The sequence below is a fragment of the uncultured Pseudomonas sp. genome, assembly GCF_913774235.1.
GTDB lineage: Bacteria > Pseudomonadota > Gammaproteobacteria > Pseudomonadales > Pseudomonadaceae > Chryseomonas.
The window spans coordinates 141,614-156,763 of record NZ_CAJYDW010000019.1 but is presented as its reverse complement, the minus strand read 5'-3'; the positions used below and the strand labels follow the sequence as shown (position 1 = coordinate 156,763).

Below are 15,150 nucleotides of genomic sequence, written 5' to 3'. Positions count from 1 at the left end.
TCCTTGAAAGCGGGGGAATGAGCATGCGCAGCGCGCCTTGTATGGATCCGCACCGGCTCGAACGTGGAATTATTATCAGACCAATATACTTACGTTCACGACTGTTTGTAAATAACCCAAGCGTTGTGCTCGGGTATCTCGCCAGGGCGATCCGACTACTCGTGAGGACGACTGAATCAAGCAAGGATGGGCCCGGGCGACCGATCTGGGTAGCAGACCATGGGACCTGGGCCAAGTTCTGAGACGCAAATCGCTCAACCACAGCGCCACTGGGAAAACAGGCGCCCACAAAAATGCCGGACGAATCCGGCATCTTTGGTTACAACCTGAGGGCGTCCTGTTACTGGCGCACGCCTTCGAAGGACATCATCAACTCCACGTCCTGGGACTTCGGCCCCAGGTCCTTCTGGATGTTGAAGTCCTTGAGCTTGAGGGTGGTGGTGCCCTCGAAGCCGGCGCGGTAGCCACCCCAGGGATCCTTGCCTTCGCCGAGGAAGTGCGCCTTGATGACGACCGGCTTGGTCACACCATTGAGGGTCAGGTCGCCCGTGACGTCGGCAGTGCCTTCGCCAGTGGGGGTGACCTTGGTCGACACGAAGGTGGCCTGCGGATGGGCGGCGACGTTGAGGAAGTCGGCGCTGCGCAGGTGCTTGTCGCGCTCGGCGTGGTTAGTGTCGACGCTGTCGGTGTTGATGGTCACCTTGACCTTGTCGGCGGACGGGTCCTTGGCATCGAAGGTAAAGGAGCCATCGAAGTCCTTGAAGGTACCGTACAGCCAGCTGTAGCCCAGGTGCTGGATCCGGAACTGGATGAAGGCATGCTGGCCCTGCTTGTCGATCTTGTAGTCGGCGGCCATGGCCTGGCCGGCGCCCAGCAGAGCGGTGCCCAGGGCCAGGGCGGCGAAGGTTTTCTTCAGCATTGGATGAAGCTCCAGGTGGTTGTTGGAAGCGGAGGATCAGGAAGGGTTGTGCACGCGGCCGAGCATGCGCACCAGGGTGCCATCGCGGTCGACGAAGTGATGCTTGAGCGCGGCCAGCACGTGCAGACCGGCCAGGACGATCAGCGTCCAGGCGAACCAGAGATGGATCTTGCCGGCGGTGTCGGCTTGATCCGGCAGCCCGCTGAGGGTCGCCGGGACCTTGAACCAGCCGAACACATCGATGGCCACGCCATCGGCGGTGGAGATCAGGTAGCCAGCCACCATGACGGTGAGCATCAGTCCATAGAGCAGGAAGTGGCCGACGCCCGCGGCGCGGCGCACCAGGGGGCTGCCCTCCACCGGTGGCGGCGGACTGACCAGGCGCCAGAGCAGGCGCAGCACCAGGGCGATCAGCAGCAGGATGCCGGCGCTCTTATGCAGTTCGGGGGCGGTGTGGTACCAGCTGTCGTAGTAGTCCAGGGTACGCATCCACAGGCCGGAGGCGAACATGGCGACGATCGCCAGAGCCATGACCCAATGCAGAACCAGACTGACCAGACCGTAACGAAGGCCGTCGTTGCGCCAGTGCATCGCTTTTCTCTCCTGAAAAAGCTTTGCCTAAGCCTAGCTGCAAACGTATCGAAGGAAAGCGGAAAAAGTCTCGAATCAATATCGAAGGAATCGATGCATCGGACGCGGCGACTGCGTCCCGTCCGATCCACCACAGGCGCTGGGAGAGACCAGCGCCTGTGCCTAGGCCGGGATCAGAACGACCAGTGGAACAGCTTCCAGAAGAAGCCGTGCTCGCCGCTGTCCTTGGCCGGCGCGGCCTCGGCAGGCTTGGGCGTAGCGGCCGGCTGGGCCGGGGTGGCCGCGGCCTTGGCGCTGGCGACCACCGGGACCACGGCCTTGCCGGCCTTGAGGTCGCGGACCTGCTCGGCGGCACGTTGACCACTGGCCAGGGCGCCTTCCAGGGTGCCCGGATGCAACGGATCGGTGTGCTCGCCGGCGAAGATCACTCGGCCCGTGGGCTTTTCCCACAGTCGCCAGTAGCGGGTGATCTGCCCCGGACCGTAGGCCAGGTAGGCACCACCCACGCCCGGATCGCGGCTGTAGCGACGCACTTCGTAGCCGGAGAAGGCTCCGCGCGCCTTGGGATAGAAGGCATGGAAGCGGATCAGTACCTGATCGACCATCTGCTTGTCGCCGAAGGCCTGTACCAGGCGCGCGCTGTCGCCGGCCAGGTTGACCAGCACGTTGGCGCCGCCCTTGACGTCCGGTTCCACCCACAGCATGCCCAGGCCCTGGTCGCTGTAGATCTCGCCGCTCATGCGCGACTTGCTGTCCCACACCGGGGTCTTGAACTTGAGCAGGATCTGGTCGCGCCAGCCGTAGGTGGTGCCCTTGATGGCCGCCTGCTGAGTGGCGTCCAGCGCCGGCGTCATCTGCACCTGACCCAGGGCACGCAACGGCACCGCCATCACCACGTAGTCCGCCTTGTAGCCGGAGTTGCCGGCCTTGACCACGACACCGTCCTTATCCTGGACAATGCTCGTGACCTTGCTGTCGGTCTTGATCGTCTTGATCTGCTTGACGAAGGCCTGGGCCAGGACCTCGCTGCCACCGGGCAGGCGGGCGGCGCGCAGGTCCTTGTCGTCGACGCCGCGATAGACGCGGGTCTGCTGGGCCAGATAGAGCAGCGACAGCCGCGAGGGCTCGTCGTAGCGGGTGCGGATGCGCTGGTTGATCAGTTGGCGGGCCACCGGCGGCAGGCTCTGCTTGTCCAGCCAGGTGGCGGCGTTGATCTGGTCGAGGGCGTGCAGGGTCGGGGTGGCGGTCGGCTGCAGCGGATCGCTGATGGCAGCGGCCAGATCGTCCAGGGATTTGTCGACGCGCTTCAAGGCATCGGCCACGGCCGGCATCTTCTGCGCCAGGTCGTCCTGGGAATAGTACTGGCCTTCGATCAGATAGCCCGGAGTACGCACGAAGGAAGGCGCGTCGACGGTCTTGAGCTTGAAGGTATCCAGGTAATGATTGAGCACCGGCTGGGCCTTGGTGTCGCCGATCCATTCGCTGGAGGCCAGGCCGGAGCGACCACCGACGCGAGGGCCGGCTTCGAGCAGGGTCACGTTCCAGCCAGCCTGCTGCAGTTCATAGGCCGAGGCCAGACCGGCCATGCCGGCACCGACCACGATCGCCGAGGGCCCACTGGGCGCGGCGGGGGCAGCGGCGGCTTTCTCCGGTGCCTTGTGCACCTCTTTATGGGCGTCTTTGTGCGCCTTCTCGGCAGCGCCTGCGCTCAGGCTGGTGGCGAATACCCCGGCTGCCAAGCAGACGGTAAAACCTGTCCAACGCGACGACATCTTCTCTAGACTCCTGGGACCGGGAAACGGCGGTGGCGCAGCATACGCGAGCGGCAACGGGGCAACCAGACGCCGCCACGACCGGCAATCGGCCCGCGCCTTGCTCCTGTCGTGCGGCCTGACTTAGGCTTGCGCCCCCTTTTTGCCGCCGGGCCAGCGCCGGGAGATCGCCATGACCAATCACGACTGGATGCGCCGCGACCTGGAGGTGCTCTGGCACCCCTGCACCCAGATGAAGGATCACGAACAGCTGCCGGTGATCCCGATCCGCCGTGGCGAGGGCGTCTGGCTGGAGGACTTCGACGGCAAGCGTTACCTGGACGCCGTCAGCTCCTGGTGGGTCAACGTCTTCGGCCACGCCAATCCGCGCATCAACGCGCGTATCAAGGCCCAGGTCGACCAGTTGGAACACGTCATCCTCGCCGGCTTCAGCCACCAGCCGGTGATCGAGCTGTCCGAACGCCTGGTCGCCCTCACCCCGGCCGGCCTCGACCGGGTGTTCTACGCCGACAACGGCTCCTCGTGCATCGAGGTAGCGCTGAAGATGAGCTACCACTACTGGCGCAACGTCGGTCAGCCGCAGAAGCGCCGCTTCGTCACCCTGACCAACAGCTACCACGGCGAGACCGTGGCGGCCATGTCGGTGGGGGACGTGGCGCTGTTCACCGAGACCTACCAGGGCCTGTTGCTGGACACCCTCAAGGTGCCGAGCCCCGATTGCTACCTGCGCCCCGAGGGAATAGGTTGGGAAGAACACTCCCGGCAGATGTTCGCGCACATGGAACGCACCCTGGCCGAGCATCACCAGAGCGTCGCCGCGGTCATCGTCGAACCGCTGATCCAGGGCGCCACCGGCATGCGCATGTACCACCCGGTCTATCTGCGCCTCCTGCGCGAAGCCTGCGACCGCTATGGCGTGCACCTGATCCACGACGAAATCGCCGTGGGCTTCGGCCGCACCGGGACGATGTTCGCCTGCGAGCAGGCCGGCATCCGCCCGGACTTCCTCTGCCTGTCCAAGGCGCTCACCGGCGGCTACCTGCCGCTGGCCGCCTGCCTGACTACCGACACCGTCTACCAGGCCTTCTACGACGACTACCACACCCTGCGCGCCTTCCTGCACTCCCACAGCTATACCGGCAACCCGCTGGCCTGCGCCGCCGCCCTGGCGACCCTGGACATCTTCGAACAGGACGACGTCATCGCAGCCAACCAGCCGCTGGCCCGACGCATGGCCGAGGCCACCGCGCACCTGGCCGAGCACCCGCAGGTCGGCGAGGTGCGCCAGACCGGCATGGCCCTGGCCATCGAGATGACCGCCGACAAGGCCAACCGCACCCCCTACCCCTGGCAGGAGCGCCGCGGCCTGGCGGTCTATAAGCACGCCCTCTCCCGTGGTGCCCTGTTGCGCCCCCTGGGCAACGTGGTCTACTTCCTGCCGCCCTATGTCATCACCCCCGAGCAGATCGACTTCCTCGCCGAGGTGGCGAGCGAAGGCATCGACCTCGCCACCCGTACCTCGGTCAGCGTCGCCCTGAGCGACCTACACCCCAACCATCGCGATCCCGGCTGATCTGGAGCCTGCCATGCGTCTCACCCGCTGCCATCTCGACCTGCCCCTGGCCCTCGGCCGCTTGGACCTGCCCGAGGCCCAGGCCCACTACCTGGGCCGGGTGCTGCGCCTGGCGCCGGGGGATGCCGTGCAGCTGTTCGACGGCAGTGGCCAGGAATACCTGGGTCAGGTGACGGAAGTGGGCAAGAAGAGCCTCAGCGTGGAGCTCACCGAGGAACTGCCCGGCCAGCCCGATTCACCCCTGCACATCCACCTCGGCCAGGGCCTGTCCCGTGGTGAACGCATGGACTGGGCGATCCAGAAGGCCACCGAACTAGGCGTAGCCGAGATCACCCCGCTGGTCAGCGAACGCTGCGAGGTGCGCCTCAAGGACGAACGTGCCGACAAGCGCCTGCAGCATTGGCGCCAGGTGGCCATCAGCGCCTGCGAGCAATGTGGGCGGTCCAGCGTGCCGCTGATCCATCCGCCGCAGTTGCTGGCCGACTGGCAGGCCAGCGTGGCTGCCGATCTCAAGCTGGTGCTGCATCCGGTGGCCGAGCCCCTGGAAAGCCACGCCCGCCCGGCCCGCCTGGCGCTGCTGATCGGCCCGGAAGGCGGCCTGAGCGAGGCCGAGGTCGCCGCCGCGCGGGCTGCCGATTTCCAGCCGGCGCGCCTGGGCCCGCGAGTGCTACGCACCGAAACCGCGCCCGTGGTCGCCCTCAGCGTCGCCCAGCAACTCTGGGGCGACTTCCAGACCTCGTGAGCTGCATGAGCGATCGCTGCCAGGCGGCGGTCCAACCCTTCCCCCAACGGATAGTTTCGGAGCCCTGGATGACCCTGCCCTCTCGCCCCTACGCCGCCTTCCTCTTCGACATGGACGGCACCCTGCTCACCAGCGTGGCCTCCGCCGAACGCGCCTGGAGCACCTGGGCCCTCGGCCACGGCCTCGATCCGGCGGACGTATTGGCCGTGATGCACGGGGTGCGGGCGGTGGAGACGGTGAAGCGCTTCGCCCCGCCCGGCGCTGACATCGAGGCCGAGACCCGCGCCATCACCGAGCTGGAGATAGCCGACGTCCACGACATCCAGGAAATCCCCGGCGCGGCGGCCTTTCTCGCCAACCTGCCAGCCGGCAGCTGGGCGCTGGTCACCTCGGCCTCGCGCCGGCTGGCCGAGGTCCGTCTCGCCGCCGCTGGCATGAGTCTGCCGCCGGTGATGATCTGCGCTGAAGACGTCACCCAGGGCAAGCCCGCGCCGGACTGCTTCCTGGCCGGTGCACGCAAGCTGGGGGTGGCGATCGGCGATTGCCTGGTGTTCGAGGATGCCCATGCCGGCTTCGCCGCAGCCAAGGCGGCGGGCGCCGATGCCGTCGCCATCACGGCGACCCATCGCGAACCTCTGGATCTGGGTCTGCCGACCCTGGCCGACTATCGTGGGGTGAGCGTCGTCCGCGACGAAGCCGGCGGGATGCGTCTCACCCGCTAGAACACGCCGGCCTCGGCCAGGCGTTCTTCCACCCCGATCAGATCGGGAATGCGCGCCGTGCCGCCTTCGTAGGCCACGGCCCCCAGCTCCAGGGCGGCCAGGGGCACCTCGGCGGCAGCCAGTTCCGGGGTGATGCGCAGCGAGCGCGGAATGCTGCGGATCAACAAAGCGAGAAAGCGCACCCGGTCGCGTCCGCCGAGGGCATTGAGGATGGCCACCCGCGCATGGCGGTCACCATCGAACTGGGCGGCGCTGCCACTGGACAGCGCCTCGAAGCTGATCAGCGGCAGGCGCAGGTCGCGCCAGGCGACCTGGCCCAGGCACCAATCGGGCTGCACCGGCAGCGGCCGGATCTCGCGGCAGGGCACCAGCTCGGCCACCGCCGCGTTGGGCAGCAGCAGGGTGCGATCGGCCAGGGTCAGCAGCAGGCCGGTCAGGTGTTCGTTGGCGGAGGCAGTGGTCGACATGGTTGGACTCTTTAGCTGTGCTGCTCGGCCAGGCGCGCCACCAGGGCTTCGGCCAGGCCGCGGGGATCGGCGGTAAAGGTCGCCAGGCCCGACTCACGCAGGCTTTCCGGCATGCTGGAGGCCACACAGGTGCTGGCCGACTGGGTCCAGAGGGTGCCGCCGCGGCGGCGCACGTAGGGCGCCGAGGCAGTACCGTCGTTGCCCATGCCGCTGAAGACGATGACCCCGCAACGCGCGCCGAAATGCTGGGCCAGGTTGAGCATCATCTGGCTGATCGAGGGGGTATAGGGTTCTGGCCAGGCCCGCTCGACGATGTCCAGCGCGCCATTGGCGCTGAAGGTGAGTTCCTGCTGGGTCGGCACCACCACCACCTCGCCACAGCGGATCGGCTCCCCCGGACGCACGCCCTGGATGTGCCACTGGCTGTGGCGGCCGACCGCGCGCAGCAGATTGGCAGCGAAGCCGTCGCCAATGTGCTGGGCATAGAGGAAGCCGACCGGCAGGCCACCCGGCAAGGCATCGAGAAAGGCCTTCACCGCGGCCGGACCGCCAATGGACGCAGCCAGCAACCAGACCTCGGGGGCCGGATCGCCGGCCGGCAACGGCAGGTTGGCCAGCGGCTCGGGCAACGCCAGGCGCGGCGGGCGCGGCTGGTCCTGCAGCAGAGTTTCCAGCGCCGGACCGACCGCCGCGACCGGATCGCCGATCAATCGCTTGAGCTTGCCGATCAGCCGCTTCTCCCAGTGGTTGAAGGGATCGGTGAAGCGCTCCGGTGCCTGGCCCTCGCCGAACAGGATGGGCACCTCGGCCTCTTCCAGCAGGACGTCCACCAGGGGCGACTCTTCCAGCTGGCTCAGGTCGATCAACCACAGGTCGGTCGCCACCGACGGCCATTCGGCCTCGTCGAAACGCTCGGGATCGCTGTTGAGGACTACGTGATAGCCATTGTCGGCCAGCACCTGCTGCAGCACGTGGCGCTGCAGGGGGCTATCGGCCAGGATGGCGACGCGGGCGGTATGCATCTCAGTCATGTTCCCTGACCAGTCGATGAATGTGGGCCAGGAGTTCACTTTCCTGGTAGGGCTTGCCCAGGTACTCGTTCACGCCCAGGCTCAGCGCGCGCTCACGGTGCTTTTCCCCGGTACGGGAGGTGATCATCACGATCGGCAGGTCCTTGAGTCGGGCATCGTGGCGGACCAGCGTGGCCACCTCGAAACCGTCCATGCGCGGCATCTCGATATCCAGCAGCAGGATGTCCGGCTGGCGTTCCTGGAGCTGGGCGATGGCGTCCACCCCGTCCTTGGCGGTGAAGACCTCCATGCCATGGCGCTCCAGCAACCGGCTGGTCACCTTGCGTACCGTCACCGAATCGTCCACCACCATGACCAGGACCGGGCGGCTGGCTTCCACCGACGCCTGCAGGTTCTGGGCCAGATGTGCAGCGTCGTCGGCAGCACTGCGCTGGCTACGGATCATGGCCAGCAGGTCGAGGATCACCACCACGCGCCCGTCGCCGAGCAGGGTAGCGCCGGAGAGGCCCGGCACCCCGGCGAACTGCGGCCCCAGGCCCTTCACCACGATTTCCCGCGAACCGGCCACCGCATCCACCTGGATGGCCACGGCATGCTCGGCCGAGCGCACCAGGACCACCGGCAGCGGCAGACTCTGGCCGGTCAGCTTGGGCTGCTGGCCGTTGCCGAGCAGGTGGCCCAGGTAGCGCAGATCGTAGCGCTGGCCGCCGTATTCGAAGGCTTCCGCCCCTGGGCGATAGAAACGTTCGAGATCAGCCGCGGTTACCCGCACGATGCCTTCGATGGTGTTCAGCGGTACGGCATAGAGGTCGTCGCCGGCATGCACCATCAGTGCCCGGTTCACCGACACGGTGAATGGCAGGCGGATGGTGAAGCGCGTGCCCTCGCCCGCCACGCTGTGGATGTCCATGCTGCCGCCGAGCTGCTTCACCTCCTGGTGCACCACGTCCATGCCGACGCCGCGCCCGGAAATCTGGGTGATGGAGGCGGCCGTGGAGAAGCCCGACTCCAGGATGAACTGCAGCACCTCGGCATCGGGCAGCTCGACGCCTTCGGCCATCAGGCCGCGCTCGATCGCCTTGCGGCGCACCGCATCGAGGTCGATACCGCGGCCATCGTCGGCCAGGGTGAGGATGATGTCGCCGCCCTCACGCCGCAGATCCAGGCTGATGACGCCCTCGGTCGGCTTGCCGGCGCGCTGGCGCCCGGCGGGATCTTCGATGCCGTGGTCGATGGCGTTGCGCAGCATGTGCTCCAGTGGCGGAATGATCCGCTCGAGCACGGTGCGATCCAGCTCGCCCTCGGCATTGCCGACCCGCAGCTCCACCGGCTTGTCCAGCTCGCCGCTGACCTGGCGCACGACCCGATGCAGCCGCGGCACCATGCGCTCGAAGGGCACCATGCGCGTCTGCATGAGGCTTTCCTGCAGCTCGGTATTGACCCGGGCCTGTTGCAGCAGGAGCGTCTCGGCGTCGCGGTTGCGCTGCCCGAGGGTGTTCTTCAGGTCCAGCAGGTCGGATGCTGATTCGAACAGTGCGCGAGACAGCTGCTGCAGCTGGGAGTAGCGATCCAGCTCCAGCGGATCGAAATCCTCGTAGCCGATGCGGTCGACGTCCTCATGGTGGCGACTGATGATCTGCGCCTGGGTCTCGGTGTCCAGGCGTCGCAACTGATCGCGGACCCGCTCGATGGTGGCTTCCATCTCGCCCAGGGTGGTGCCTATATCGCTCACCTGCTGTTCGACGCGACCGCGGAAGATCGAGGTCTCGCCCGCCAGGTTGACCAGTTGTTCCAGCAATGCCGCCGGGACCCGGACCAGTTCCTGGGACGACCGGCGCTGCGCCGCCTGCTGGCGGACCTGTTGCAGTCGCTGCACGAAAGGCAGCACGGCGACCGGTGCACTGCGCTGCTCGGGAGCCACCATGATGGGCGCCGCCGCGCGCTCGGGCTCGGGCACCGCACGGGCCAGGACCTCGGGTTCGGCCGCGACGGGCTCATCCGGCGCTTCCTCGCTGGACTGTTCGTCGGCAGGTGCTGCCTCGGCCAGCCCCGACGGCGCCTCGACCGGCAGCTCGGGGAGGTCGGCTGGCTCGCGTTCGGCGGCCGGGGGCGTGGCCGCAGCGGGCAGCGCCCCCGGCGCCGACAGCTGGGCGACGCCCATCTGCAACTGGTCGACGCCCTTCACCGCCAGATCCCGCACGCCAGCGCCTTCGCCCTCGTTCAGGCCCACGGCCAGCGAACGCAGCTCGGCGAGTCGTTGCTCCAGGTCGTGGGCCTGTTCACCCAGGCCATGAAGACCGGCCAGCCGTGCCCCACCCTTCAAGGTGTGCAGGCAGCGCAGCAGCTCGTCCACCGCCACGTCGGGCGCCGCGGACCAGCGCGCCAGCGCGGTATCCATGCTGGCCAGCAGATCCTGGGCTTCCTCGATGAAAATCTCGAGGATTTCCGCATCCGTTTCCTCGTCGAAGACCGGTGCTGCGACCGTCAGCGGTGCGCCCGGCTCGTCGGCAGTGGCCGGTTGCGCACGATAGTCGCGCAGGGCTTCGATCAGCTCCTCGGCGGTGGGCGGCGTCTGCCCCGCGGCGAGGGCTTCGAGTTGCTCGTGCAGGCGGTCATGGCAGCGGTGCAGCAGCCCGCCGAGGCTCGGCCCCGGTTTGATCCGGCCCCGCGCCAGCCCCTCGTAGAAGGCCTCCAGGGCATGGGCGAGATCGCCGATGGCGTCCACCTCGGCGAGGCGCGCGCCGCCCTTGAGGGTGTGCAGATCGCGCAGCAGCGATTCCAGTTCGATGCCGTTGCGCGGATCCCTTTCCCAGGCGCTCAGCGACGCCGCCATGCTATCCAGCAGGTCGCGGCTTTCCTCGACATAGATGGCCAGCAACTCGGCGTCGGGACCATCGGCCGCGGGCGGGGACGGCACTGGCGACTCGGCCTCGAGCACCTCTTCCGTCGGCGCCTCGATCAGGGGCGATGGTTCGGCCAGAGCAGCGGTCGGCGTCTCGTCGGCCTCGTTCGTCAAGTCATCGAGATGGCCGGCACGAATGCGCTGCAGACGCTCGATTTCGTCCTCGCACTCGCTGATCGGCGCGCCGCTCTCAAGCTCCTCGAGCTGGCTGGCGAGACAGGCATGGGCATCCCGTAGCGGGGCGCCCAGCTCGGCGCCACCCGCGAGGCGGCCGTCGAGCAGTCCCTCGTAGATGGCATCCAGCTCGGTGGCCAGGGCGGCAACCGGAGCGATCTCGGCGAGGTTGGCGCCACCCTTGAGGGTATGCAGGTCACGCTGCAGGGTGCCGAGGTGGAAGCGTTGCTGCGGTTCGGCCAGCCAGCGCTCCAGCGCCCGGTCGGCGCTGTCCAGCAGGTCCAGGGCTTCTTCGAGGAAGATCAGCTGCATCTCGCGATCGACTTCGTCAGTCGCGTGCGTAGCCGACGCCACTGTTGCCTCGGTCTGTTGGCGCAGCTTTTCCGCTTCGGCGTCGGATCGGGGCTCGGCTTCGGCCTCGACTACAGGCTCAGCCTCCGGCTCCGATCCAGCTTCAGCTTCAGCTTCAGCTGTAACGTCTGGTTCAACCTCGGCCACCGATTCAACTTCGGCCGCGACGTCCGGTTCAGCCTCGGGCTCCGGTTCGGCTTCGGCTTCGGCTTCGGCTTCGGCTTCGGCTGACAGTTCGAGCTCGAGCGCCGCGGCCGGTTCGACCGGCGTGGCCACGTCGGTGGCCAGGTAGGCTTCGGGTTCTGGCTCACCCAGCAGCGCCGTCGCCGTTTCGGGTAGCCCGGCGAAGATGCTGACCAGCAAGGCGCGCAGCCCGTCGATACGCTCGTCGCAGGGGGTCGCGCGGGTACCACTGGCCAGCTGGTTGAGCATGCTGATCAGGGCTTCCTGGGCATCTTCCGCTTCCCGGAAGAAGGCCTCGTCAGCCGGCAGCGAACCGCTGGCCACCGCGGCATAGACCGCCTGCAGGGCTTCGGCGAGTTGCTCCACATCGACCAGGCCGACCCGCGCCGCACCATCAGCGAAGGTATTCAGCCGTTCGGCCAGCAGATCCGGGCAGGCGTCGGCCGCACCACCCGTGCGCCACGCCACCAGGCGTTCGTCGGCGTCCAGCAGCAGGTCCATCGCCGGCATCAGGAAATCGGCCAGGCGCAGGACTTCACGCCGCTCCGGCACCGGCGCTTCAGGCACCGGCAATTCCTCGCCCAGTTGCTCCAGCAAGGCTTCGCACTCGGCGATCAGCGCCGGTGCCCCCGCCAGGGGCTCCATCAGGGAGCCATCCGTGAGGATGGCGAGCCGCGCCTCCAGCAGATCCGCACCGCGAGCGAGCAATTCGCGCTCCGGCACGGTGAAGGGAACATGGGCGAGCTTGTATTCCTTGGCCAGACGCTCCAGCGCCGAAGCCAGTTCGGCCACCGGCGAGCTGCCGGCCATGTGGGCACTGCCCTTGAGCGTGTGCAAGGCACGCAGCAGGGCATCGGACACCGCCTGGCCGCTGGCGGATTCGGCCTGCTCCAGGTAACGGCGCACGATTTCCAGATGCGCCTGGGCTTCGGTACGGAAGATCTCCAGCAGTTGGTTGTCGGCCTCGCTGATGGCTTCTTCCAGTGCAGCGGTATCGACGTCAGCCACCTCGACCAGGGGCAGCGCCGCGATCTCGACCGGCGCCGGCGCCTGGACGGCGCCGCGCTCGGGCAGCGCCTCGTTGCGGGCCAGGGCATGGGCGGCATGGGCCAGCCAGTCGACGTCGTCGCGCTGCCGCTGACGATCCTCGGCGTACTCCGTCACCAGTTCCGGCAACAGGGCGCAGACGTCGTCCACCACGGTCTGCAGCGCGGCGCTGTGGCCGACGCTGTGGTCCAGGCGGCGATTGAGCAGATTCTCCACGGCCCAGGCCAGTTCACCGATGACCAGAGCCTGGACCATCCGGCCGCTGCCCTTGAGGGTGTGGAAATTGCGCCGCAACTCGGCGAGCGCCGGGCGACCCTCGGGGTCGGCATGCCAGGTCGGCAGCCAGCGCTCCAGCTCCGCCTGGACCTCGCCGGCCTCTTCGATGAAGACCTCGCGCAGCTCCTCCTCGATCGGCTCGGCGTCGGCAGGCGGCGGCAGCAAGGCGTGGGGTACCTGGGCTGCCGGGGGATTGATGGGATTGACCGATGCCGCCAGTACCTCGGCCACCGAATCGACATCCGCGCCCAGGGGCTCGAGCTGGTCCAGCTCGATGCCGGCCAGCAGCTCTTCGGGCTCTTCGGGCTCTTCGGGCTCTTCGATGTCTTCGTCGACGTCCGGAGTGGGCAGGGGCTCATCCGGCAGCGCCGCGTCGCTGTCCTCGGGGCTCGCAGCGAACTCGTCCACCGGCTCGAGGGTCAGCGACTCGTCCTCGAGGTCTGGTTCCTCGGCGCCTGGCTCCTCGAGGATCGGCTCCTCGAAGATCGACGTCAGTTCGAGCGACCCTTCGCGGTGCTCGTCGACGCTCGGCTCTGCGCTGACGGGGAGGCTCTCCAGCGGAGTTTCATCCGGCAGCCCCTCAAGCTCCAACACGGCAGCCTCGGCGGCCGGGAGCAGGTCTTCGTCGACGGCAGCGGCGTCCAGTACTGGCGCGCCAAGGGGAGACGCCGGCGAAGCTACTGCGGTCGGCGCCTCGTCATGCACCACGCGGGCGGGATAGCCAAGGGCGATGAGGCTCTCGTCGGCGATGTCGAGGATCATCTCGTGGGGCGTGGACGGATCCTCGGCCAGGCGCTCCAGGTAGTACTCGACACTGGTGATGGCGTCGGCCAGGGTATCCAGGCTCTGCCAGTCCGGCACCGCCTGCTTGCCCAGGAGCTGCTCGCAGATGTAGTCGTTCGCGGCCTGGACCTGGGCGGCGGCCCGTTCCAGGGGAATCATCGCCAGGCCGCCACGGACCTGGGTCAGCAGCAGAGGCACCGGCTCCAGGTGGACGTGGTTCCACTGGGAGGCGATGAATTCGATGATGGCGTCCTTGGATTGCTCCAGGCCATTGCGCGCCTCGCGCACCACCACTCGATGCAGCTGATCGATGTCGGTGGTGGGCAGCCGGCTTTCCTCGGAATCGCCCGAGTCATTGCCGCTGACCATGCCAGCGAGGGTCGCTTCCACGTAGAGCAGCGCACCGGCGATGTCCATCAGGGCCGCGTCGTTGGCTTCGCGCGAGCCCTCGGCCAGTTCACCGACGGCTTCGTGTTGTTCCAGCACCACCTTGCGCGGCTGGCCGAAGCCCAGCACCGCCAGGGTATCGGCGATCTGCTTGAGCGGCGCCAGGAGGCCGCGCAGGCTGCCGACCTGCTGGCGGTCGCTGCGCACGAAGAGATCAAGGCTGTCCTTGATCTGCACCAGCTCTTCGCACAACGCGGTGACCACCGAGCGCATGGCCTCGCGGTCGGGACCGACGATGCGCGAGCGCTCGAAGCCCACCAGCTCGGCATCCGGCAGGGCTTCGTCGAGGCGGTAGTGGGCTTTGAGTGCAGCGATACGCGGACTCTGCACCGGCGCCTTGGCCAGATAGAACAGCAGATTCTTGAGCAGGTCCGCCGGCGCCGGCTGGTTGAGCGTCACCACGCCATCGCTGATCAGGCGCTTGAGCTCACGGTCGAGCTGGCGCAACAAGCCACGGATGGAACTGCTGTTGTCCAGCTCGCCGGCCTTGAGCAATTCGGTGAGACCCGCCGCCACCGGCCAGAGGGCGCCGAAGGGCGACCCGGCGCAGAGCTGATCCAGGCGCTCGAACACCCGCAGTAGGTAATCCAGGTGCAAGTGGACGTCGCGGTCGCGGAACAGCCCGACCTGGGCCCCCTGCAGGGCCTGGCGCAACTTGCGCAGCCGCGGCAGCCAATCCGGCGAAGCGCGATCGGCCAGCTCCGCATCGCTCAGGGACAGCGGCACGGCGGAGAAATCCGGCGAGAACAGGCTGGTTTCCGATAGCAGCTTCTCGCCACGAGCCGAACGCAGGTCATTGAGCAGCGGCAGGATGGCCAGGGGCAGGTCGCGGCGTGCCTCCAGTACCCGGTCAAGATAGGGCGGCACCTGCAGGATGGCCTGCATCAGCACTTCCAGCGCCTCGTCCGGGCTGGTCACCCGACCTTCGTGGAGTTCCTGCAGCAGCAGCTCCATTTCCTCGGCCAGCAGGGCGGCGCCGTAGAATTCCACCATCTGCAGGGTGCCGTAGACCTGGTGCACATAGGTCCGGCAAAAGCCCAGGCGGCTACGGTCCTGCGGGTTGTCGACGAAGGCCTCCAGCGCCTTGCGGGCCTGCTGCAAGGTTTCGGCGATCTCTCCCTTGACCCACTCGAGGGCTACGTAGTCGTGTCGATCGATCATCTCGGCTCC

The 15,150-nt window shown here is 67.6% G+C and carries 9 protein-coding genes; 3 read left to right on the top strand and 6 right to left on the bottom strand.

Annotated elements, in window-relative coordinates:
• Positions 1 to 340 precede the first annotated feature (340 nt).
• The 3 genes from QZ471_RS21285 to QZ471_RS21275 form a co-directional block, all read right to left on the bottom strand.
• Positions 341 to 919 carry a YceI family protein gene (locus QZ471_RS21285; protein ID WP_295467575.1) on the bottom strand — a complete coding sequence of 193 codons (579 nt, stop codon included), beginning with the start codon at positions 917 to 919 and terminating at the stop codon, positions 341 to 343.
• Between the two features lie 36 nt (positions 920 to 955).
• Positions 956 to 1,510: a cytochrome b gene (locus tag QZ471_RS21280; RefSeq protein WP_295467573.1), complete on the bottom strand. Its 555-nt coding sequence runs from the start codon at positions 1,508 to 1,510 to the stop codon at positions 956 to 958.
• Between the two features lie 173 nt (positions 1,511 to 1,683).
• Complete coding sequence (locus tag QZ471_RS21275; RefSeq protein WP_295467571.1) at positions 1,684 to 3,282, bottom strand: flavin monoamine oxidase family protein; 1,599 nt, start codon at positions 3,280 to 3,282, stop codon at positions 1,684 to 1,686.
• A gap of 172 nt (positions 3,283 to 3,454) precedes the next feature.
• Between QZ471_RS21275 and QZ471_RS21270 the strand changes: the two genes are divergently transcribed.
• The 3 genes from QZ471_RS21270 (at position 3,455) to QZ471_RS21260 (ending at position 6,319) form a co-directional block, all read left to right on the top strand.
• The gene (locus QZ471_RS21270; RefSeq protein ID WP_295467569.1) at positions 3,455 to 4,855 is read left to right on the top strand and encodes an adenosylmethionine--8-amino-7-oxononanoate transaminase; all 1,401 of its coding nucleotides are present in this window, start codon (positions 3,455 to 3,457) and stop codon (positions 4,853 to 4,855) included.
• Between the two features lie 13 nt (positions 4,856 to 4,868).
• Positions 4,869 to 5,597: a 16S rRNA (uracil(1498)-N(3))-methyltransferase gene (locus QZ471_RS21265; RefSeq protein WP_295467567.1), complete on the top strand. Its 729-nt coding sequence runs from the start codon at positions 4,869 to 4,871 to the stop codon at positions 5,595 to 5,597.
• Between the two features lie 68 nt (positions 5,598 to 5,665).
• Positions 5,666 to 6,319: an HAD-IA family hydrolase gene (locus QZ471_RS21260; protein ID WP_295467565.1), complete on the top strand. Its 654-nt coding sequence runs from the start codon at positions 5,666 to 5,668 to the stop codon at positions 6,317 to 6,319.
• Here the strand turns inward: QZ471_RS21260 and QZ471_RS21255 are convergent.
• From QZ471_RS21255 to QZ471_RS21245, 3 genes are read right to left on the bottom strand one after another with little or no spacing between them, the layout of a single operon-like run.
• Positions 6,316 to 6,786: a chemotaxis protein CheW gene (locus QZ471_RS21255; RefSeq protein WP_295467563.1), complete on the bottom strand. Its 471-nt coding sequence runs from the start codon at positions 6,784 to 6,786 to the stop codon at positions 6,316 to 6,318. The genes QZ471_RS21260 and QZ471_RS21255 overlap by 4 nt on opposite strands.
• An 11-nt stretch (positions 6,787 to 6,797) precedes the next feature.
• A complete protein-coding gene (locus tag QZ471_RS21250; RefSeq protein ID WP_295467561.1) occupies positions 6,798 to 7,817 on the bottom strand; it encodes a chemotaxis protein CheB in 1,020 nt (339 codons plus the stop codon).
• On the bottom strand, positions 7,810 to 15,141 hold the full coding sequence (locus QZ471_RS21245) for an Hpt domain-containing protein (protein WP_295467559.1): 7,332 nt from the start codon (positions 15,139 to 15,141) through the stop codon (positions 7,810 to 7,812). Before QZ471_RS21245 ends, QZ471_RS21250 begins: the two co-directional genes overlap by 8 nt.
• Positions 15,142 to 15,150 lie beyond the last annotated feature (9 nt).